A 21,360-nucleotide genomic window follows, 5' to 3' on the forward strand; every position below is an offset into this window, starting at 1 on the left:
GGCGACGCCGGCACGGTCATCGGGTGCCCGGTCGCCTCGACCGGGCGGTGGTTCAGTTGTTCAGCCGTACGGTGTTCGGCGGGGGAGTCAGCTCGACGAACTCCACCGCTTCGGCCGTAGCCGGGTCCTCGCCCTGGCGGGCGATCATGGCGCGGGCGGCCGACCCGGCGGCCCAGCCGAGGGCGGCGCCGACACCGGCGGCGCCGATGATCCAGAGCCAGGGCAGCCCGGGGCGGCGCCCGGCCAGTGCGGCGGAGGCGGCGGTAGCCCGCCGCCACGCCTCGTCGCGCATCGCGCCGACCCGGTCACCGGCCTCCCCGGCCAGGTGGCTGGTGCCCCGCCGGGCCGAGTGCACGGTGTGCCGGGTGGCGTCCCGGACGGTGTCACCGGCCGAGTGCACGGTGTGCCGGGTGGCGTCCCGGACGGTGTCACCGGCCGAGCGCACGCTGTGTCGGACGGTGTCACCGGCCGAGCCGAACGCGGACTGTAGGTGCTCCCACGCCTGGTCGGCGATCTGTTCGGTTCTGCTCCGACGCGCCATCAGGTTGGTTCCGAACATTGGTACCTCCTCGGATGCCGAAAGCAGCGGGCACTTCGGACAGAGCCATCTGTTCGGCGCGGTTTCCGTTGTGCTTCCGAGGTGCCCGGACATGTTCGGCGGCAAACCCGCGAGCACCGACCGAAGTGGGCCGGAGACCGCATGGTGGCGGAATCCGGCCCAGGGGAGGCTAGCGGATCAGGACAATTGCCGCACCACGGGCGAAATTGTCGTCGTCATCGTCGTCATCGTCGTCTCCGGACCCGAATCCGCAGGCCAGGACGAGGGCGAGCAGGGCGCCGACGCCCGCCAGGCCGAGCAACCGCTTCAGCATGATCAGTCCTCTCTTGGTGCCGCACGAGGGGCGTGCCAATCGAGGCCCCGAGTCTAGGTGTCGCCGTCCACCACACCCGGCAACGAACGACCGGTTCTGCTTCAGGAGGTGTCGCGCCTGCTGGAAGCCGGGGCCGGGCCGGAAACAGAACACTGGGGCAGAAGTCACCCGGCGCGAGGGGCGCGCGGGGTCAACGCCTGCCGGATCGGGGGATACCCTGATGGCCGGACGGTGCTGCGGCTGGCATCCTGAATTGTGAGAACATATGCTGACGAATGACCGGATAAGGACTGTTTTGTCGGACCAGCCGCATAGATTGCCGAGCCTGAGGGGTGGCGACCGAGGCCATCCGAGGAATACTCTCGGTCGCGGCCCGCGTACTGATGAAGCGCCCGGATCTGGGCGAGTGGAGGTGCTCGCGTGAGCCTGTCGATCGCCAAGTCGATCCTGCCTGGTGGAGTCGTTGAGATCGCCCCGCGTGGTGAGATCGACGTCGACACCGCGTACGAGGTGCGCGAAGCTGTTGTCGGCCTGCTCGCGAAGGGGCGTCCGCCTCGGATCGAGCTCAACATGCGTCTGGTCAGCTTCATCGACTCGGTCGGAATCAGCGCGATGGTCGCCGGTTTCCAGACCGCCGAGGTGAGTGGTGTGAAGCTGGTCGTCACCGAACCGAGCCGGTTTGTACACCGGCAACTCTGGGTCACCGGGCTGCTCGGCCTCTTCGGTGCGCCCGAACCGTACTTCTCCCCGACGGCGCCAACGCCGGAAGCACAGCTTCCCGGCGCCTGAGCGCCAGACCCTCCGTCACCGGCCGTGGTGGGACCACGCGCGGCCGGTGACGGAATCATTTCCGGACCCACGAGCGCCCAGCCCGCCGGACGCGGTTACGCTCCCGACCCGCCCAGCCCGCCGGACGCGGTTAGGCTCCCGACCCGCCCAGCCCGCCGGACGCGGTTAGGCTCCCGACCCGCCCAGCCCGCCGGACGCGGTTAGGCTCCCGACCCGCCCAGGTCGGAGAGGTCCAACCCATCCACCTCGCTGATCGCCCGCACCGCGCTGACCGAGGCGTAGCCGGCCGCGAGCCAGGCCACGTCCGTGCCGGGCAGCACCGGCTCACCGGATTCCTCCAGCGCGGTCCGGACAAAACCCCGCCCGGACTCGGCCACCGTCATCTGCACCTGACCGAACCCGGCCAGCGATCCCACGCGTACGCCACGCAGCCGCTCGTACGGCAGGTCCGGCGAATTCACGTTCAGTACGGTCGTCTGCGGACCCGAGGTCAGCCGGGGCACCAGCTCGACCGCCAGCGCGGCTGCGGTCGCCCAGTGCCGTTCCTCGTCCCGGTGCCCGACCGAGGAGATCGCCGCACCGCCGCTGGCCGAGGTGCCCTCGTGCGCGGAGAGCACGTCGAGTGAGACGGCGAGCGCGTGGCACCCGTTCGCGGCGGCGGTGAAGGCCGCACCGACGGTGCCAGAGTGCAGCACCGCCCGCCCCACGTTCGCGCCCCGGTTCACCCCGGAGAGGACCACCGTCGGCGGCGGCCCGAACGCACCGTGGATCGCGATCAGCGCGATGAAGCCCGGTGAGCCGGCCACCCCGTACGCCGGAATTTCCTCGATCCGCTCCAGCGAGTGCTCCTCGACCAGCACCCGGCCCTCCCGCTCGACCGCGATCATCGCCGCGCTGGTGCCGCTCGCCTCCTCCTGCGGTGCCGCCACCACCACGTCGTAACCCCGGTCGGCGACCGCCCGCGCGAGCCACCGGATGCCCGGCGCGGCGATCCCGTCGTCGTTCGTGACCAGCACCCGGACCGTCATGCCGTGGTCGCCCGGTCGGCCAGGTCGTCCGGGGTCGTCCGGTCCTGCCGCTCCGACCCGACCGGGACCAGTCGGACCCGCTCGACCAGCCCGGCGATCGAGTCCGGCCGCCCCGTCCCGAGCCCGTGCCGGGTCACGTTCAGCGCGCCGGCCGCCGCCCCGGTACGGATCGCCAACCGCAGGTCCCCGCCACCGGCCAGTACGGCAGCCACCCCGGCGGTCATCGAGTCGCCGGCACCGCGCGGGTCGGCGGCCCGCAACCGGGGCATGTGCACCTCGTACACCTCGCCGTCGACCAGGGCGAGTGCCGGTTCGTCGGCCCGGCTGACCACCACCGACTCGGCACCGCTCGCGTGCAACTCGTGCAGCACCCGGGTGAACTCCTCGTCGCTGTCCTCTCCGGCCAGGCCGTCGCGGAGCAGCTCCTCGTGGCTGACCTTGAGGAAGGAGACGCCGCCGTCGAGCACCGCCCGCAGATAGTCGCCGGACAGGTCCGCCACCACCCGGCTGCCGTTGCCGCCCAGGTCGGCGGCGAGCCGGCGGTAGACGTCCGACGGCACCAGCGTCGGGTCACCCGGTCCGCTGAGCACGCTCACCGCCGAGCGCAACCCCTCGCCGAGGGTCAGGTTGTAGAGGTCGTCCAACTCGTGCCGGTTGAGCGGGTGGCCGGGCACGTCAACCACCTCCTCCTGCCGGCCGTCCCGGTGGTCGTGGACAAAGCCACCGCTGCTGGAGTCCCGGCGTACCACCTTCAGCTCGACCCCCTCGCTCGCCATCAGCGGTTCGAGCACCTGTCCGATCTCACCGCCGAGGCTGGCGCAGAGCACCACGGAGGTGCCCAGGCAGGTGATCATGCGCGCCTGCCACACCCCCTGACCGCCGGGATGCAGGTGGATCTCCGGCTCGTCGCCGGTCTGATCGATTGTCACCGTCAGTTGTGGAGCGGGCGCGAAGACCATGACGTGGGCATCCATGACCTCTACTTTCCCCAACCGGTGAACAACAGGTGGCCGATTCGCGTACATCGCTCGATTCGTTCGGCAATCGGTCCCGCGGTGTGGGCTGTCGCGAGCGTCGCTCGCGTGTTCCACTGTCCGGCAGACATCGACGCCCATAGAGGAGACTCGGTGACGAAGCAGGATGTCTTCCAGTACACGGTCCAGGCCAGGTGCGGCCGGGACGAGGCGGTACGGCTGCTCACCGACCTGAGTGCGCAGGCGGACCTGCACCCGCTGATCGTCCGGGTCCGGCCCCGACCGCCGCGAGCGGGCGCGTTGCACAGCTTCACCATCTCGGATCGGCTCGCCTGGGGTCCGTTCCGGCTCCGCACGAGCTACCAGGCGGACGTGCTGAGCGCGAGCGAGGACGAGGTGGTGACGGTCGCCCGGCAGTGGCCGAACACCACCGTCCGCAATCACGCTCGGCTGCGATCCGACGCGGACGGGGTGACCACCATCGACGTACAGATCACCCTGGCCGCGCCGGAGCCACTTTTTGCGTACGCGTTCCGGCAGGCCCGTACCGCACACCTGGCCCTGGCCGCCCGCATCCGCGACCACCTCGACCGCACGTAAGGAAGGGCCCCTTATTAACGCATAGCGTTAATAAGGGGCCCTTCCTTACACCTGAGCGGTGCCGGCGGGTTCGGGGGTGAGCTGCGGCACAGCCGGCGGCGGCTGGCCGGCGGTTGCCGTCGCGACCCGCACCATGAGGAGTGTGAGCAGCTTGTACGCCGGCTCCGGCCGGGATCCGGGCAGCGCCGAAGCGCTGGCCGAAGCCTGGTTCGTGGCACTGTCGGCGAAGATCGACGCGACACCCGACGCGCGGTTCGAGCGGGGAAGCGACGGCGTCCACCTGGTCGTCACCGGTGTGCTGATGCCGACCGGCAACGGTGTCTTCACCACCGCGACCAACCCCGACCCTCAACGGGTCGCGGCACTCGCCGACAAGATGGTCGGCAGGGGATTGCCCTGGTCGATCCAGGTCCGGGGCGAGCCGGACGCCGAACTCGTCCGACTCGCCGCCGGCTACGGCCTGACCGCCCGGGTGCCGAGCCCGCTGATGAGCCGGTCGGCGCCCCGGGTGCCGGCCCCGACCCGGGCCGGCGACGCCGTCGGTGCCGCCGGGTCGGACACCGCACGGGTACGCCCGGCAACCGGCGCGGACGGTCCGGTCTACGCCAACCTGATCGCCACCGCCCTGGGGCTGCCCCGGCCGGTGATCGGCGAGTTCGCCTCCGCACCCGTGCTGGAGGCCCCCGGCATCACCGGTTACCTGGTCGAGTGGGACGGCGTGGCGGCCGGCACCGGGCTCAGCACCCGCTTCGGCGAGCATCTTGGCGTCTACAACATCACCGTGCCGCCGGCGTTCCGCCGCCGGGGCTTCGCCCGCCTGGTCAGCGAGACCGTGCTGCGCGACGGGTTCGCCTCCGGCGCCCAGGTAGCCTTCCTGCACGCCAGCGCCCAGGCCCAGTCCCTGTACGAGTCACTCGGCTTCCGTACCGTCGAGACCTGGACCTACCTCGTCCCCGACGCTTCGTGACCGGCCCCATGATCCCGAAGACTCCGGCCGGTCCTGGCGAGCCAAACTCTTCGGGATCATCGACACCCCTCGCTCATCGAGCGGCGCACCTGCCGAGAAGGGGTGTTAGGAAGGGGCCCTTCCTATACAAAAAGCGATAACAAGGGGCCCTTCCTTACACCTTAGGGGCGGGGGGCGTACATGATGATCGCGACGCCGATGAGGCAGATGGCGGCGCCGGTGAGGTCGTAGCGGTCCGGGCGGAACTTGTCGACGAGGATGCCCCAGGCCAGCGAGCCGGCGACGAAGAACCCGCCGTACGCGGCCAGCACCCGACCGAAGTTCGGGTCCGGCTGGAAGGCGGCGACAAACCCGTACCCGGCCAGTGCCAGCACTCCCGCGGCGACGAAGAGCAGGCCACGGTGTTCGCGTACGCCCTGCCAGACCAGCCAGGCGCCACCGATCTCGGCGACGGCGGCGAGCAGGAACAGCAGCAGCGATCGGGCGACGGTCACGACCGTCATTGTTGCCGTGACCGGGCGGGATACGGCGGTGGGGCTCCCCGCGACGCGACCAGCGCCTCGTGGGGAGCCCCACCTGTCCCGGCGATCGGCAGCCAGGGACCGGAAAAGCGGATCAGCCGGTGACCGTGAACGGGACGGTGACGGTCGACTGGCGGCCCTCGGCGGCGGTGGCGTTGACCCGTACCGTCGTCGCCGCGTTGCCGATCGCGTTCCAGACCTCCAGCTTGACGCAGCCGTTCGCCAGGGCGGCGAACCCGCCGGTGGCGGTCTTGACTCCGGCGGCCTGGGTGTACGTCTCGGTGCCGGTCACCGGGTCGGTGGCGAAGTAGTTGTACGTCTCCACCCGGCTGTAGTTGCCCGAGCCGGTGAAGTCGTACGACACCCTCGCCTGGACCCCGGCGCCGACCGCCCCGCCCGCGTCCACGTGCAGGGTGAACGCGGTGGCACCCGAGTTGTACGTGCCGGTCAGCCCGCACACGGTGTGCACCACCTGGTTGTGCGGGGTGCCGTCCCAGTTGCCGTTGGCGGCGCTGACCGTGGTGGTGGCCGCGCCGGTGCCGGCGGCACCGGAGAGCGCCCCGCCGGAGCGGACGTAGAGCAGGTTCGAGCGGACCACCGGACCGGTCGGCGTCGGTGTCGGCGTGACGGTCGGCGTCGGGGTGGGGGTGGCCGTCGGAGTGGCCGTGGGTGAGACGGTCGGGGTGGCGGTGGGGTTGCCGATGCCGCCGTTGGCGTTGCCGCCGCTCCAGGTGAGGGCGCCGGTGGTGGCGGTCTTGCCGGCCGCCACGGTCAGCGTCCGGCCGTCGGAGAAGGTCACCGTCATCGGGTTGCGGGTGATGTTCGACGCGACGTACGTCCGCGCGCCGTTCTTGGTGTAGACGGCGTAGAGCGGGGTGTTCGCGGTGACGGTGGTGTCGACCTGGCCGAGGGCGGCGAGGTTGCGCAGCCAGTGGAAGGTGTGCGCCCGGCTCTCGCCCTCCTCGATCGCATACGTCGGGTTGGACCGGAAGCTGGCCAGCGCGGCGTCGGGTTCGGCCATCGCCCGGAACGACCAGAGTACGTCCTGCCAGACGGTCGGTGGTCCGCCGTTGTTGGTGACCAGTTCGTTCCAGTTGGCGGTGACGTACGCGGGCTTGTAGCCGAGGTAGTTCGAGCCACCGGTGATCGGCAGCATGTTGATGCCCTGGATCATCTCCGGCTCACCGCTGAACCAGGTGGCGTACGCGCCGCCGTCGCCCCAGACCATGCCGACCGTCTTGTGTCCGAAGGCGGCCGGGAAGTTCGTGTCGGCGGAGTCGAACCAGTACTCCTGGATCGCCTGCGCCTGGGTGGTGTAGATGAACAGCCCGGCGTCGCGTACGGCGGTGTTGCCGGTGGCGAGCCCCCACTGGATCAGGGCGGAGGCGAAGTTCATCCCCTCCGAGGAGGACTCCTGGTTGTTGCCGGCCATGAACGAGCCGTGCCCGGAGGCCCAGTCGTGCCCGGCGAAGATGTCGAAGTCGCGCAGGAACGGGAACATCGGGTCGTTGCGGTCGGGGCTGTTCGCGTCCCGGATCAGCAGGTTGACCATGCCGCCGTACTGGCTGGTGGTGGCCCAGGTCGGGTCGAACTTGGCCAGTGTCGCGGCGGCGGCGATGTAGTAGCCGTAGTGGAAGTGGTGGTCGTTCAGCTCCAGGTCGGAGCCGTACGACGCGGGGTAGCCGACCAGCGTGCCCCAGGCCCGGTCGTAGTGGAAGACCCGCGCGGTCTTGCCCGGGCTGGCGGTGAACCAGTCGGTCAGCCGGGTCCGGATCGCGTTCAGCAGCAGGTCCCGCTGGGCGGTCCGGCCGAGCTGGTCGGCGATCTCGGCGAGCCGGGCGGCCCGGCCGAGGCCCTTGCCGGTCCAGTAGGTGTCGTTGCCGAAGCCGGCGAGCGGGTCGCCGGTGGCCACCTGGTCCAGGTAACCGCCGAGGGTGGCGAGGTCGGCCCCGCTGGAGGTGGCGACGGCGGGGATCTCCGGCAGCACCCCCTGGTAGCGGATGTTGGTGCTGAACGAGGGCGTCCCGACCAGGGTCCGCATCGGGCCACGGGGGGAGACGTACGTCTGCCCGATCGGCGTGCCGCCGGCCAGGTTCTTCCACTGGTGCGGGTAGAGCGAGACCACGGTCCCGCTGGCGCTGCCCTCGCGGGCGGTGGTGGTGAAGGCGTACGTGGCGGTCACCATGCTGGTCGAGGCGTTGAAGCCCCAGGAGACGCGGGTGCCGGTGACGTGGGCGTGCGCGTACTGGCCGTAGCTGGTCAGCAGTGCGGTCCGCTCGGCTGCGGAACTGCTCGGGGTGGTCGGCAGGACGGCGACGGAGAAGTAGCCCCGCCCGGCGAGGGTGGAGGTGACGGTGTTGCCACTGACCGTCCAACTCGCCCCGGTCGGCGCGTACGCGACGTAGTCGTGTCCCCGTACGGTGAATCCGAGCGCGCCCCCGCTGTTCGACCAGACGGTCGGGGCGCTGGTCAGGCTGAGCTGGGCGTTGCCGCCGGTGGCCTGGGCGTAGACGAAGGGCAGGCCGTGTCCGATGGTGGCCCGCAGCGTCCTGGCCCCGTCCGACCAGTACGGCGTGACGGTCCAGTCGCTCCAGCCGTCCACCTTCACGTCAGGGGAGTTCAGGCCGGTGACGCCGAGGGTGAAGTCGGCGCTGTACGTGTAGTGGTACTCGCCGACCCCGGTCGGGGAGCCGGAGATGCCGGCGGTGGTGGTGTAGGAGACGCCGAGCCCGCCGGCAACCGGGTCGTAGGAGGCCGGGTGCGCGTGCAGCGGCTCGGAGTAGGCACAGTCGAGGCGCTTGAACAGCAGCGAGGACCACCAGTCGTTGGTCGGCACCGCGCCGGCCGGGGCGTTGGCGGTGACGTACCGGCGGGGGTTGGTGGAGAGGTCGGCGCAGCCGGAGGGCGGAGCGGCCCCGGCGGGCCGGGTGGTGGCGTAGCTGCCGGCGCCGAGCGGGTCGGCGCCCGCACCGCCGGCTACGGCGAAGGTGAGCCCGCCGGCCACGAGCGCGACGGTCGCGGCGCTCGCCAGCACGCGGCGGCGGAAGGTCGGGTGGGCCGGTCGCGGCCGGGTGTCCGGTGGGCCGCCGTCGTCGGGTACGACGTGGCGGAGGGACAGGTTCATGGTGCCTCCGGTCGGGGACGGGTCGGTGCGCCGAACGTTTCGCGCACATTAAGGGGGCGTTGCGTCAGAGCATCAGAGATGGTGGCTGCTGTCAATGTCTCGCCGCGTTCTTTGCGGCGGTGCCGGTTCGGTGAGGGATCTCTGTTGACACTGCGCCGTACGGGGGGCTAACTTTGAGAGAGCGCTCTCACGACTCCGGTAGGCGAGGTGGGGAGCCTCGCCTACCGGGTTACCGAGAGCTAGCGAAAGAGCGCTCTCTGCGACGTGCCACACGGATCATTCGTTCTCCGGTGGTCCGGGGAGCGCCATTCGATCTGCTCTTACGTCATTCGTGGCGCCTATTCTCGGACGGCAAAAAACTGCCCGGGAAAAGCGTACGGAAAACCGTTATCCGATCGCCCGTCGCCCGTCGCCCGTCCCGTCTGTTGCCTGGCGACCCGGGTACGCGTTGGGAGGAGCGTGGCGGTTAGCTGTGTCGGGGGCGACTACCCGTCCGAGTTCTGGCTGCGGTGCTGCCGTGCCCGGCGTACGGGTTGAGGGTGTCCGACCGGGCTGGCCAGGTGTCCGGTGACCAGGTGGCCCAGAGTGCGCAGGAAGGGCTGGCGCTCGTCGGCCGGCAGTGCGCCCAGCGCCTCCTCGTGCACCCGGTCGACGATGCGTTGGCTCTGCTCGGCCATCCTGGCCCCCTCCGGCGTGACCGAGACGATCCGGACCCGCCGGTCGGTGGCGGAGGGCCGGCGTTCGGCGAGACCGGCCTTCTCCAGCGCGTCGACCGTCACCACCATCGTCGTCTTGTCCATGTCGCCGATCTCGGCGAGTTGGATCTGGGTCCGCTCCTCGACCAGGGCGTGCACCAGCACGCAGTGCATCCGCGGGGTGAGTCCGATCTCGGCCAGCGCCGCCGCCATCTGGCTCCGCAGCACGTGACTGGCGTGGTCCAGCAGGAAGGAGAGGTCCGGCTCGGTCCGCACGGGTGTCATGGCGGTCATGCCGCCCAGCATAGCCAGAACGATCCGAGACAGATCTTCTGGTAACCCGCCTATTGGTGCTGGTCAGGCGGCTGGAGCTCGGGCTCGGGTTCCGGTCCCGGTTTCGGTTCCGCCCGATCCTCACCACGCTGGTAGCCAAGGGGTGTCCGGTGAGGTGAGAGCAACTTCGCGGTGAGTTTCTGTTACCCATGAGCCTTCGTGCGGTCTCCTGATCAGGAGGGGCCGCCGGCCCACTCCGCAGCAGCGTTGGCCGGGACGAGCGGAGGAACCATCATGCCGGGCACGGGACTCGTCGAGCCGAATGTCTGACCTGCGGACGACCGGTCGCCACGCCGGCGGTCCGTACCCCACCGACTTCGCCGACCCAGCCAGCGTCGACGGTGCGTCCTACGCCGACCCAGCCGACTTCGCCGACCCGGCCAGCGTCGACGGTGCGTCGGCCGAGGGCAACCGCCGGGAAACCCGAGCGGGCCGCGCCGCCCGCTCGATCACGCCGGTCACCACCGACCACTACTGGCCATCCGCCGGGGCCGGACACGCCCCACACCCGTCCCCACCCATCTCCGCACCGCCCTCAGCTTCGGCCGCTTCCGCCCCGCCCTCGGCCCGTCCCGCCCCGCCCTCGACCCTTTCCGCCCCGGCTGCGGTCACTTCCGCCCCAGGGCCGGCCGCTCTCGCTCTGGCTCCGGCCACTTCCGCCCGGCCTTCGGCCCTTCCCACCCCGGGTCCGCCTGTGCCCGTGCCCGTTCACGTCACCACCGCGCCGACCTCGTCGCCGCGCGCGGCCGAGGTGGCCGTTCCGGGTGTCGGCCCCGGGGTGGGCTGGCGTGGCGGTCATCGTCGCCCGGCAGGACGGAACGCGGTCGCCGGTTCGATCATGGCGATGACGGTCGTATGGCTGGTCGTGGTCCTCGCCGCGCCGAGCCTCACGCTCTCGCCGGGCTGGCGGACGGCCGCGCTCTTCTGCCACCTGACCTGCCTCGTTGTGGGCTTCGGTGCGGTGCTGACGGTGGACTGGTTCAGTCTCCGCTGGCTGCTGCGCCGGGAGCGGATCGGCACCGTACTCACCACGGCCCGGGGCTCGCACCTGCTGATCTGGCTGGGCCTGGTGGGCCTGCTGGTCAGTGGTGCGGCGCTCGGTCCGGACACGTCGTCCGGACTGGTACGCCTCAAACTCTTCGCCGTACTCGTGGTCGGGATCAACGGGATCTTCCTTGGCCGGGTCAGCGACCGGCTCGCCGCCGCCGGTGACGGCCCGCTGCCCTGGTCCACCCTGCTTCCCGCCGCCGCGGCGGCCACCATCTCCCAACTCGGCTGGTGGGCCGCCACCCTGATCGGCTTCTGGAACGCCCAGCCCTGACCCCCTCCCTCCCCCACCCCGCTCGTTGATCTAGGGCAAATCCACCTGGTTCGAAGATCGTCCAGCGACGATTTGCCCTAGATCGACGAGGCGGGGGCGGGGGCGGGGCGGGCGGGGGAGGGGGGGACAGGGGGCAGGGACAGGGGTTAGTTCATGGAGAGGTGGACGTGGTTGGTGTGGTCGCTGGAGGGGTCGCCGCCGCCGTTGTACGCCTTCCAGCCGGTTCCGGGTAGCCAGATCTGCTTGAACCAGATCACGTACAGCACGCCGAGGCGGCTGGCGTTGTTCACGAAGTACGCCGCCAGGTTGTTGCCGTACGTCTTGTCGCCGCCGGTGGCGACCCCACCGAACCCGCCCGTCTGCGCCGCGAAGTCACAGGCCTTGCCCTTCGGGTGCTCGCCCGATCCGCCGCTGCGGAAGCAGGAGACAAAGCGGGTGAAGCCGGCCGCCTTGGCCTGGTTCATCGCGTTGAGGGTGCGTGGGGTGATGCAGCCGGTGGTGGTCGGGTCGTCGACGCTGCACGACTCGGCCGGCCAGGAGCCGTCGGAGTTGCGCGGGGCCGGTTTGGCCGAGGACGACTTGGTGGTGGCCGTGACGCCGGGGCTGGCGCCGCCACTGCCGGCCTGGGCCAGCGCCCGTTCGGCCTGCTGCTTGCGCTGGCCCATGACGGTGAGCTGCTTGCGCTGCTCCCGGATCTCGCCCTCGATCGCCGTCTTGGCCCGCTTCTCCTGGTCGCGTGCCTCGATCAGGTTCCGGAGCTGGCGGTCCTCGTTGGCGGCCACGGTGCCGAGCGAGGTGGCCCGGTCCAGGAAGCCGTCCGGCGAGTCGCTGTTGAGCAGGGCGGTCAGCGGCCCGAGCCGGCCGGTGCGGTACGCCATGCCGGCGAGTTCGCCGACGGTCTGGGTCCGGGCGGCCACGTCGGCCTCCAGGGTGACCAGGTGGGCGGCGAGCTGTTGCTGCCGCTTGGTGGAGTTGTCCAGCTTCGCCTGGGCGTCGAGGTAACCCTTGGCGGCGGCCTCGAGCTGTTCCCGGAGGCTGGCGCTGCCACCCTCGTCGTCGGTGCCGCCGGGGGCGGCGGCGAGCGTTCCGGGCAGGGCGGAGACCGGGCCGGCGGCGGCCAGCGCGCTGGTGGGGGTGAGGGGGGAGGCCAGCACGGCGAGGGTGACCGCGAGCGCGGTCAGGGTCGCGAACCGTGCGGCACGGGGTCGTACGGGCGCCATGAATGGCATTCGGTACACGTCCTTCCGTCAGCCGCCGACCGGGTTAGCTGACGGGTTCGGGACGGAAGATCCCTACCGCTGACGCGGATGCACCCCAAAAACGCGATGGTTCCCCGGCTCGCACGTGCGATTAGGCGACGGTCACCGCAGGCGCCGGAGGGCGCCGCCCGGCGGAGACCGGAGCCGAGCCTACCGGTCGGGTCCAGTACGGACAGTGTTGGCTGGTTTTACCCTGAACACGAGTCGAAATGATATGTCGGATATAAGCAGAAAATTTCACCCGGTCGAGGGACAAAATTTAAGGACCAGGTAAGCGAAGAGTGGTCGCCTTGTCGGTCGAAGTAAGGAGTCGATGGCTTTGCGCGGCGTACGGATGGGGTGTGGGCTACCAGTCGGCGGGTCCGCAGGGTTCGGTCGCGGTGCCGGGCTCGACCTGGAGGGTGGCGTGCGCGATGTCGAAGTCGTCGTGCAGCGCCTCCCGCGCGGCGGCCAGCACCGCGCCGACCTCCGCGCCCGACGCGAGCGTGAGGTGGGCCGAGGCCACCTCCATGCCCGAGGTGAGGGTCCAGACGTGCAGGTCGTGCACGTTGGCGACGCCGGGTACGGCGCAGAGCCGGGCGGCCACCGTCGGCACGTCCAGGTGTTCCGGCGCGGCCTGCACCAGGATCCGGACCGCCGCCCGGGCCAGTCGCCAGGTCCGGGGCAGGATGAACAGCCCGATCGCCACCGCGACCACCGGGTCGGCCCACCACCAGCCGGTATTCGCGATCACCAGGGCGGCGACGATCACCCCGGCCGAGCCGAAGAGGTCGCCGAGCGCCTCCAGGTAGGCCCCGCGCAGGTTGATGTTCTCCCGCGCGCCGGGGCGCAGCAGCGCGAACGCGACCAGGTTGGCCAGCAGACCGAGGATCGCAACCACCAGCATCGGTCCGGCCAGCACGGTCGGCGGGTGTTCCGCGCCGAACCGGAGCGCCGACTCGACCAGGACGTAGAGCGCGACCCCGAAGAGCAGCACCGCGTTGCCCAGGGCGGCGAGCACCTCGAGCCGGTAGAGGCCGAAGGTTCGCTGCGGGTCGTCCGTCGCGCGCCGGGTCGCGGTGATCGCGGCGAGCGCCATCCCGATCCCGAGCACGTCGGTGAACATGTGCCCGGCGTCGGAGAGCAGGGCGAGCGAGTCGGTGGCCAGGGCGGCGACCGCCTCGACCACGGTGAAGACCACGAGCAGCCCGAGGGCGGACCAGAGCCGTCCCCGGTGCCGCTCGCCCGCGCGCACCGTCCGCGCGCCGTGGTCATGACCCGCGCCCACGCACACACCCTCCGCCGCCGGTACCCGTACGGCCCAACATATGCTCACATCGCAATGTGTGCAATCTTCGGACTCTTCGAGGAGCGGGTCGGTCACCGGGCGTCCGGCGGGGCACGGTCACGGTCGTCGGCCCGCACCTGGTCGTGCCGGCCCCGGATCAGCCCTCGGCCGCCATCGCCGCCACGATCGGCGCCCGGCTGGCCCGCCGGGCCGGCAGCACCCCTGCCAGCAGCGCCGCGCCGCCGGCCAGGCTCGCGCAGAGCGCGAGCTGCCCCACCGGTACGACCGGCAGCCCGTGCCCGTAACTGTCGATCAGTCCGAGCGCGGCGGTCCAGCCGACGCCCACCCCGAGGGCGATTCCGGCCAGCGCGCCGACCAGCGCGATCAGCCCCGCCTCGGCGAGCAGCATCCGGCCGAGCTGCCGCCGGGACAGCCCCAGCGCGCGCAGCGTGGCCGACTCGCGGGTCCGCTCGAAGACCGACAGCGAGAGCGTGTTGCCGATCCCGAAGACCGCGATCAGCAACGACATGCCGAGCAGCGCGGCGAAGATGCCGAGCAACTCGTCCAGGGTGGCGCCCAGTTCGTCGGCCTGGTCGGCGACGCTGCTCACCCGTACCACCGGGTAGTCGCGCAGCACCCCGTCGAGCGCCCGCCGGCCGTCCGACGTGGCGAAGCCGGGGGCGAGGTCGACCAGCAACTCGTTCGCCGCCCCGGGACCGTACGCGGAGCCGAACCGGTCCCAGTGCACCAGGGCCGCGCCGCCGGTCGGCGCGTCGTCGTAGAGCGCGACCACGGTCAGCGCCCCGGTCGGGTCCGGCGCCCCGGTCGGATCCGTGACGCCGGGCAACCCGAGCGCGAACCGGTCGCCCAGCCCGAGGCCCCGGGCCTGGGCCACCCGGCGGTTCACCGCCACCGTGTCCGGCCCGAGCCGGGCCAGGTCGCCCTCGGTCACCTCCGGCCGGACCGGGCCGCGTAACTGCTCCGGCGGCACCGACCAGATCCGTACCTGCCGGTCGACCGGTGCCGGCGCGAGCCGTACCTCGGCCACCGTCGCGAACGCCGGATCGGCCCGGAGTACGTCGGCCAGCTCCGCCGGCAGCTCGCCCCGGGTCGCCCCGGGTGTGCCGTCGATCCGGTTGCGGTCCAGCACGAAGTCGACCGGGAAGTTCTCGGTCAGCTCACGGCCGGTCTGGTCCCGGGCGGTCGCCAGCAGCACCGCGAACATCGACATCAGCGCCACCCCGACGGTGAGCGCCATGGTGGTCGCGGCGGCCCGGCGCGGGTTGCGCCGCGCGTTCAGCACCGCCAGCCCGGCCACCGGGCCGAACAACCGGGCCGGCAGCCAGCCGAGTACGCCCACCGCGCGCGGGACCAGCAGCGGCGCCGCCACCACCGCGCCGAGCCAGACCACCATGCCACCGCCGAGCACCAGCGGCAGCCCGGGAAAGGCCAGCGGCACCCCGACGCCGATCGCCAGCACCCCCGCCCCGACCAGCCCGGAGGCGACCAGCAGCCGGACCCGGCGCCGCCGACCGGTGGCGTCGTGCAGCTCCGCGGTGGCGCTGCCGCGCAGTGCGGCCAGCGGCGGCACCCGGCCCGCGCCCAACGCCGGTACGAGCGCGGCCAGCACCGCCACCAGCGTGCCGAAGCCGATCGCCACCGCCACCGTCGGCCAGCGCACCACCGGGGCGTGCAACGGGATGTCGGTGGCGACCAGCTCCCGCCCCCAGATCAGCCCGTAGCCGATCAGCAGGCTCGCCGCCAGCCCGCCGAGCGAGGCCAGTACGCCGAGCGCCACCGCCTCCAGCAGCACCGCCACCCCGACCTGCCGGCGGGTCGCGCCGACGCAACGCAGCAGGCTCAGCTCGCGTACGCGTTGGGCGGCGAGGATGGCGAAGGTGTTGTAGATGACAAACGCGGAGACGGTCAGCGAGACCAGCCCGAACCCGATCAGCACCGCGAGGAAGCCGTCGACGTACTTGCCCGCCTGCTCGGCGAGCCGGTCCCGGAGCCGGTCGCCGGTGAGGACCGTCAACCGGGGGTCACCGGTCACCTCGGCGACCCGGTCGGCCAGCTCGCGCGGGTCCGTTCCCGGCTCGGCCCGGATCACCACCTGGGCGTACCGCTCGGTGCCGGTCAGGGCGGCCAGGTCGGCGTCGGTCAGCACGGCCACCGGGGAGTTGCCGAAGAGCCGGTTCACCCCGAGGTCGACCACCCCGACCAGGGTCAGCCGGTGCGGCGTACCAGCCTGGTCCAGCAGCGACACCGGGCCACCGAGGACGTACCCGGTGTTGGCCACCGTGGCCTTGTCCACCGCGACCTCACCGGCCGCCGTGGGCAGCCGTCCGGCCGCCACGTCGTACGGGGCCAGCGAGGCCACCCCCGGCACGGAGAGTCCGTAACCGACGTGTCCCTGCTGGGTCAGCAGCCGGCCGTCCCGGTCGAGCAGGCCGAGCCAGGCGATCACCCGGCCGTCCACCTCGGCCACCCCGTCGACCGCCCTGATCCGGGACACCGTCTCCGCCGACACCAGCGTCTCGGCCGGCTCCACCACCACGTCGACGTTCCGCGCCGAGCGGGCCAGGTCGTCGTAGAAGGCGGCCCGGGCGGTGTCGCCGTAGACCAGGGTGCCGGCCAGGAAACCGACCCCGACCACCACCGCGGCGGCGGTCAGCAGCAGCCGTACGGCATGGGCCCGCAGCCCGGCGACGGCCAGGCGCAGCAGTGGCCAGCTCACGCCGGCCGACCCGGTACGGCCCCGGTCCGGGGTCCACGTCTCGTGGTCGCTGTCAGGGCGGTGGCCGGCACGGGCACAGTGTGACGTGATCACCACCGCCCGGGAAGCGGAGCCGTTGTCAGGTAGCGGACAGCCCGGACGAGCGGGCACCATCGATCCCGGTACCGAGCGACATCGGCCGATGCCCGCCCGTTGTGGCGGGGGAGGAGATCGAGGATGCGAGTTCGACCCCGTACCACCGTCCTGTTCGTCACCGTGGCGCTGGCCGGCACCCTGGCCGCGCCGGTCCCGGTCGCCGCCGCCCGGCCGACCACCGGGACGGCGGGTGCTTCGACGGCGGGTGCTTCGACCAGGACGCCAACCATCTTTCCCGGCACGTTCTCGCTGCCGGACGGGTTCCAACCGGAGGGGATCGCGATCGGCGCACTGCCGTACGCCTTCTTCGGCTCGCGCGCGAGCGGCGCGATCTACCGGGTGAACCTGGTCACCGGACGCGGTGAGGAGATCCATCCCGGCTCCGGCACGCCGTCCCAGGGGATGAAGGTCGACCTGCGCGGCCGGCTCTTTGTCGGCGGCGGCAACATGGCCTCCGGTGCCGCCGCCCGGGTCTACGACGCGTTCAGCGGTGAAATCCTTGCCAGCTACCAGTTCAACGCCGTGCCGAGCTTCGTCAACGACGTGGTGCTCACCCCGGACGCGGCCTGGTTCACCGACTCGACCAACCCGGTGCTGTACAAGCTCCCCCTGAACCGGTGGGGTGGCCTGCCCGACGCCGACGACGTGCTCACGGTGCCGCTGACCGGCGACATCGGCTACGGCACCGGGATCAACGCCAACGGCATCGAGACCACCCCGGACGGGCGCGCCCTGCTGGTCGTGCAGTCGAGCACCGGGACGCTGTTCCGGGTCGATCCGGCGACCGGGGTGAGCCGGAAGGTCGACCTCGGCGGCGAGGTGCTGACCAACGGCGACGGGCTGCTCCGCCACGGCCGGAGCCTCTACGTCGTGCAGAACCGGCTGAACACGGTCGCCGAGTACACACTGGACCGGGCCGGGACCAGCGGCCGGCTGGTCGAGCAGGTCACCTCGCCCGGCTTCGACGTACCGACCACGGTCGCCGCGTACGGCAACCGTCTCTACCTGCCCAACGGTCGCTTCACCACCCCACCCACCCCCACCACCCCCTACACCGTCACCTCCATCCCCCGCCCCTAAACTCCCCCGCCCCACCCCCCGTCGATCTAGGGCAAATCAGCGTGCCAGGAGATCGTCCAGCGACGATTCGCCCTAGATCGGCGACGTGGGGTGGGGGCAGGGGGCAGGGGGTTAGGGGGAGGGTGGGGTGTCGAGGGTGGTGAGGCGTTGGGTGGCGCGGGAGAGGGCGACGTAGAGGGTCCGTACGCCCGACTCGGAGTCGGTCCGGATCTCGGTGGGGGCGACCAGCACCACGCCGTCGTACTCCATGCCCTTCGCCTGGAGGCTGGTCACCACCTGGAGCCGGGGGCCGGCGAGGTCGGCCAGCCAACCCGCGACCTCGCCCCGGCGCGGCACCGGGGTGATCACCCCGACCGTGCCCTGCACCTCGCCGAGCAGGTCGGTCACCGCCCGCAGGGTCGCCCCGGGCAACTCGGCGGCGGGCACCGTCAGCTCGATCGGCTCGACCCCGGTGGTACGCACCGCGGTCGGCAGGACCAGGTCGGGGGAGACCTCGCGGATCACCTTGGCCGCCACCTCGAAGATCTCCGCCGGGTTCCGGTAGTTGGTGGAGAGGGTGTAGGTGTGCCGGGCCCGCCGGCCGAGTGCCTTGTCCCGGGCCTGGTCGAGCTCGCGCGCGTCGCCGGTCCAGGCGGTCTGGGCCGGGTCGCCGACCACGGTCCAGGAGGCGAGCCGGCCGCGCCGCCCGAGCATCCGCCACTGCATCGGCGACACGTCCTGCGACTCGTCCACCACCACGTGGGCGTACTCGCGGTAGTCCTCCGGTCGCTCGGTCGCCTGGGCCCGCGCCGCCCGCTGCCGGTCCGCGTACGTGCTCACCTCGCGTACGCCGCCGGCCAGCAGGAACGGGTCCCGCCGCCGCTTGGCCGGGCGCATCGGCTTGCCCAGCAGCTCGTCCAGCTCGTCCAGGATCGCCACGTCGGCGATGGTCGGCCCGTCCGCGTCCAGGTTCCGGTACGACGCCCCGAGCGCCCTGATCTCGCGGTTCGACAGCAGCCCCGACGCGTACGCCCGCAGCCGCTCCGGCCGGCTCAACCAGCCGAGTACGTGCCACGGGTGCAGTCGGGGCCACCAGGCCCGGATGAAGTCCCGGAAGTCGGCCCGCTCGGCGAGGTCGTCCTCGAAGCTGGCCCGCTCCGGCAACCGGCCGACCGGCATCCGCCTCGCCTGCTCCCAGAGCGCCTGGAACAGGCCGTCGATGCCGGCCCGCCGTACCTCGTTGCGCCGCGCGCCCCGGGGCAGCGCCCGGGTCCGGATCGCGTCGAGTTGGGCGGCGTCGAGCCGGAGCAACTCGCCCCGGTAGAGCAGACGCAGTTCGGTCGGGCCGTCCGGTACGGCGTCGTGGGTCGCCCGTTCCAGCACCCGACGCATCCGCAGCGAGCCCTTGACCGTGGCGACCTCGGCCGGGTCGGTACGGGTGGCGACCACCCCGGTGAAGAGCGAGCCGAGCGAGTGCAGGGTGGCCGTCTCCTCGCCGAGCGAGGGCAGCACCGAGGCGATGTACTCGACGAAGACCCCGGAGGGTCCGACCACCAGTACGCCGCCCCCGGCGAACCGGTTCCGGTCGGAGTAGAGCAGGTACGCCGCCCGGTGCAGGGCGACGGCGGTCTTGCCGGTGCCCGGCCCGCCCGAGACGATCGTCACGCCGCCGGCCGGGGACCGGATCGCCTCGTCCTGTTCGCGCTGGATGGTGGCGACGATGTCGCGCATGCCCCGACCGGTCGCCTTGGCCAGCGAGGCGAGCAGCGCTCCGTCGCCGACCACCCGCATGCCGGGCGGCGCGGCGGCCGGGTCGAGCAGGTCGTCCTCGATCCGGGTCACCCGCTCGTTCGAGGACTGGATCATGCGTCGACGTACCACGCCGAGCGGGTCGGCGGGGGTGGCCTGGTAGAACGCGGCGGCGGCCGGTGCCCGCCAGTCGATCACCAGCGGCTCGGAACGCTCACCCCGTACGCCGAGCCGGCCGATGTGCAGCACCTGCCCGTCGCGCAGGTCCAACCGACCGAAGACCAGCCCCTCGTGCTCGGCGTCGAGCGCGTGCCGGCGCCGGGCGGCGTGGAAGACCATCGCGTCCCGTTCCACCAGCGCGCCGAAGTTGCCCACCCTGGCGAGTTGATAACCCTCCTGCTCAGCCTGGGCGGCGCCTCTGCGTAGCTGGGCCAGCCGGGCGTAGACCAGGTCGAGGTGCCGCTGCTCGGCGGCGATCTCCTGTTGCAGGGTGGTCAGGTCGGTCAACGTGCAGTCTCCCGGGTGTTCGGTGGCGTTCCACGATCGGTGCTCGGTGCCGCCCCACGATCACCTCGAAGCCGGTCGGGCTGGCCGGGGTGGGCGCGGGGCCGCGCAGGGTGGCCAGGTAGCGAGGGTACGGGTTGCCGTCGTAACGCCTCGCGCCGATCGCCCGATCCGGGGTGTCTGTCTCCCGCCCTCCGCCTGCTGTCAGCCTGTTGCTCGCCTCTTGCCAGCCCCTTGCTCGCCCGTTGATCATGAAATTACCGCATCCGGGACTCACTCGGGAGCGCGACAAATTCATGATCGACGAGCGTGCGCCGGGTCCGGCCGGGCGGGCGGGGTGGGGTAGGCCGGGGTGAGCCGGGGTGGGGTGGGGTGGGGTGGAGCGGGGTGGTCAGGGGTGGGGGCGACGGGCGGCGGGGACCGGGGCGGCGGGGCGTAGGGCTCGGCGGGTCACGGCGAGCAGGGCGGCGGTCACCTCGTCCGGGCGTTCGAGCATGAGCATGTGGCCGGCGCCGGCGCAGAGGGTCAGCTCGGTGTTCGGGAGGGCCTCGACGATCGACTCGGTGCACCGGGGCGGGGTGAGCCGGTCCCGGTCGCCGACCAGGGCCGCCACCGGCAGGTCACCGAGCGCGGCGAGGGTGGCCAGTCGGTGCTGCCGGCCGATCGAGGACCGGAGCCCGCCGATCGAGACCAGGGCCGCACGGCCGGTCGCCGACGCGGTGAGATCGAGGTCGTCCGACGCACAGTTGTCGCCGAAGAGCAGCCAGCGCAGCGCGGGTCGCAGCGCCTGCAAGACCGGGCCGGGCGTACGCAGACCGCCGCACCGGGCCAGTACGCCGGCTCCGGTGGTCTCGGCGAGCCGGATCAACCGGGTGAGCCCGCTGGGCAGGCCGTAACAGGTGTGGGTGTGCCCCTCGGCGCTGGTGCCGACGAGGACCAGGCCCGCTATCCGGTCGGCGAAGGCGTCCGGGTGGCGGTGGGCGTACTCCATGATCGTCATGCCGCCGAGGGAGTGACCGACGAGGATCACCGGCCCGGTCGGCGCCACCTGGGTGATCAGTTCGGCCAGGTCGTCACCGAGGCGGGCCAGGGTCGCCTCGCCCAGCGCGCTCACGCCGGACCGGCCGTGTCCCCGGGCGTCGTAGCCGACCAGTCGGACCGAGTCGCCGAGTGTCCCGGCCACCGCCTCCACCTGCCGGTGCCAGATCCGGTGGTCCAGGGTCCAGCCGTGCAGCAGCAGGACGGTCACCGGCGCGGTGGCCGGTCCGGTCTGCGTCACGTGGAGAGGCAGGCCGTCGGCGAGGGTTACGTGAGTGGGTTCGAGCCCGACACGCTGGGACGGGGTCTGGTCGGACATGGCTACCTCCCGCTCACCCGAGGTTGCCTACCTGCGGGTAACAAGCGTACCCATGATCTTGCCCGGGGA

Annotated in this window: 17 protein-coding genes and 1 riboswitch; of the genes, 5 read left to right on the forward strand and 12 right to left on the reverse strand. The window is 71.9% G+C overall.

Annotated features, from left to right (window positions below; genetic code table 11):
* Positions 1-52 precede the first annotated feature (52 nt).
* Positions 53-559 (reverse strand): hypothetical protein, encoded by a 507-nt coding sequence (locus ACI2K4_RS15985; RefSeq protein WP_404511959.1) that lies wholly within the window; start codon positions 557-559, stop codon positions 53-55.
* A gap of 169 nt (positions 560-728) precedes the next feature.
* A complete protein-coding gene (locus tag ACI2K4_RS15990; protein ID WP_404511961.1) occupies positions 729-872 on the reverse strand; it encodes a hypothetical protein in 144 nt (47 codons plus the stop codon).
* A gap of 420 nt (positions 873-1,292) precedes the next feature.
* On the opposite strand from ACI2K4_RS15990, the gene ACI2K4_RS15995 reads away from it, so the two are divergent.
* Positions 1,293-1,661 carry an STAS domain-containing protein gene (locus tag ACI2K4_RS15995; protein ID WP_404511963.1) on the forward strand — a complete coding sequence of 123 codons (369 nt, stop codon included), beginning with the start codon at positions 1,293-1,295 and terminating at the stop codon, positions 1,659-1,661.
* 200 nt (positions 1,662-1,861) lie between these two features.
* Here the strand turns inward: ACI2K4_RS15995 and surE are convergent, their stop codons facing one another.
* Positions 1,862-2,689 (reverse strand): 5'/3'-nucleotidase SurE, encoded by an 828-nt coding sequence (surE, locus tag ACI2K4_RS16000; protein ID WP_404511965.1) that lies wholly within the window; start codon positions 2,687-2,689, stop codon positions 1,862-1,864.
* Complete coding sequence (locus ACI2K4_RS16005; RefSeq protein WP_404511967.1) at positions 2,686-3,663, reverse strand: 1-phosphofructokinase family hexose kinase; 978 nt, start codon at positions 3,661-3,663, stop codon at positions 2,686-2,688. The genes surE and ACI2K4_RS16005 overlap by 4 nt, the downstream gene beginning before the upstream one ends.
* A 153-nt stretch (positions 3,664-3,816) precedes the next feature.
* Between ACI2K4_RS16005 and ACI2K4_RS16010 the strand changes: the two genes are divergently transcribed.
* Both ACI2K4_RS16010 and ACI2K4_RS16015 read left to right on the forward strand, forming a co-directional pair.
* Positions 3,817-4,263, forward strand: a complete 447-nt coding sequence (locus tag ACI2K4_RS16010; protein WP_404511968.1) for an SRPBCC family protein — start codon at positions 3,817-3,819, stop codon at positions 4,261-4,263.
* A gap of 142 nt (positions 4,264-4,405) precedes the next feature.
* A complete protein-coding gene (locus tag ACI2K4_RS16015; protein WP_404511970.1) occupies positions 4,406-5,230 on the forward strand; it encodes a GNAT family N-acetyltransferase in 825 nt (274 codons plus the stop codon).
* Positions 5,231-5,391: 161 nt separating this feature from the next.
* Here the strand turns inward: ACI2K4_RS16015 and ACI2K4_RS16020 are convergent, their stop codons facing one another.
* From ACI2K4_RS16020 to ACI2K4_RS16030, 3 genes are all read right to left on the reverse strand, one after another.
* A complete protein-coding gene (locus ACI2K4_RS16020) occupies positions 5,392-5,724 on the reverse strand; it encodes a YnfA family protein (protein WP_404511972.1) in 333 nt (110 codons plus the stop codon).
* A gap of 121 nt (positions 5,725-5,845) precedes the next feature.
* On the reverse strand, positions 5,846-8,875 hold the full coding sequence (locus ACI2K4_RS16025; RefSeq protein WP_404511974.1) for a glycosyl hydrolase: 3,030 nt from the start codon (positions 8,873-8,875) through the stop codon (positions 5,846-5,848).
* Positions 8,876-9,360: 485 nt separating this feature from the next.
* Positions 9,361-9,864 (reverse strand): MarR family winged helix-turn-helix transcriptional regulator, encoded by a 504-nt coding sequence (locus ACI2K4_RS16030; protein ID WP_404511976.1) that lies wholly within the window; start codon positions 9,862-9,864, stop codon positions 9,361-9,363.
* Positions 9,865-10,747: 883 nt separating this feature from the next.
* Between ACI2K4_RS16030 and ACI2K4_RS16035 the strand changes: the two genes are divergently transcribed.
* Positions 10,748-11,224, forward strand: a complete 477-nt coding sequence (locus ACI2K4_RS16035; RefSeq protein WP_404511978.1) for a hypothetical protein — start codon at positions 10,748-10,750, stop codon at positions 11,222-11,224.
* A 146-nt stretch (positions 11,225-11,370) separates the two neighbouring features.
* On the opposite strand, the gene ACI2K4_RS16040 is transcribed toward ACI2K4_RS16035, so the two are convergent.
* The 3 genes from ACI2K4_RS16040 to ACI2K4_RS16050 form a co-directional block, all read right to left on the reverse strand.
* Positions 11,371-12,444, reverse strand: coding sequence for a hypothetical protein (locus ACI2K4_RS16040; RefSeq protein ID WP_404512949.1), 1,074 nt, complete (start codon positions 12,442-12,444; stop codon positions 11,371-11,373).
* A gap of 16 nt (positions 12,445-12,460) precedes the next feature.
* Positions 12,461-12,591, reverse strand: a riboswitch (cyclic di-AMP (ydaO/yuaA leader).
* 238 nt (positions 12,592-12,829) lie between these two features.
* Positions 12,830-13,750: a cation diffusion facilitator family transporter gene (locus tag ACI2K4_RS16045; RefSeq protein WP_404511980.1), complete on the reverse strand. Its 921-nt coding sequence runs from the start codon at positions 13,748-13,750 to the stop codon at positions 12,830-12,832.
* A 157-nt stretch (positions 13,751-13,907) separates the two neighbouring features.
* Positions 13,908-16,487: an ABC transporter permease gene (locus ACI2K4_RS16050; RefSeq protein ID WP_404511982.1), complete on the reverse strand. Its 2,580-nt coding sequence runs from the start codon at positions 16,485-16,487 to the stop codon at positions 13,908-13,910.
* A gap of 216 nt (positions 16,488-16,703) precedes the next feature.
* Between ACI2K4_RS16050 and ACI2K4_RS16055 the strand changes: the two genes are divergently transcribed.
* Positions 16,704-17,702, forward strand: coding sequence for an SMP-30/gluconolactonase/LRE family protein (locus ACI2K4_RS16055; RefSeq protein ID WP_404511984.1), 999 nt, complete (start codon positions 16,704-16,706; stop codon positions 17,700-17,702).
* 111 nt (positions 17,703-17,813) lie between these two features.
* Here the strand turns inward: ACI2K4_RS16055 and ACI2K4_RS16060 are convergent, their stop codons facing one another.
* The gene (locus ACI2K4_RS16060; protein ID WP_404511986.1) at positions 17,814-19,937 is read right to left on the reverse strand and encodes a HelD family protein; all 2,124 of its coding nucleotides are present in this window, start codon (positions 19,935-19,937) and stop codon (positions 17,814-17,816) included.
* A gap of 388 nt (positions 19,938-20,325) precedes the next feature.
* Complete coding sequence (locus ACI2K4_RS16065) at positions 20,326-21,291, reverse strand: alpha/beta fold hydrolase (RefSeq protein ID WP_404511988.1); 966 nt, start codon at positions 21,289-21,291, stop codon at positions 20,326-20,328.
* Positions 21,292-21,360 lie beyond the last annotated feature (69 nt).

Source organism: Micromonospora sp. NPDC050397 (assembly GCF_044901685.1).
In the GTDB taxonomy this organism is placed as follows: domain Bacteria; phylum Actinomycetota; class Actinomycetes; order Mycobacteriales; family Micromonosporaceae; genus Micromonospora_G.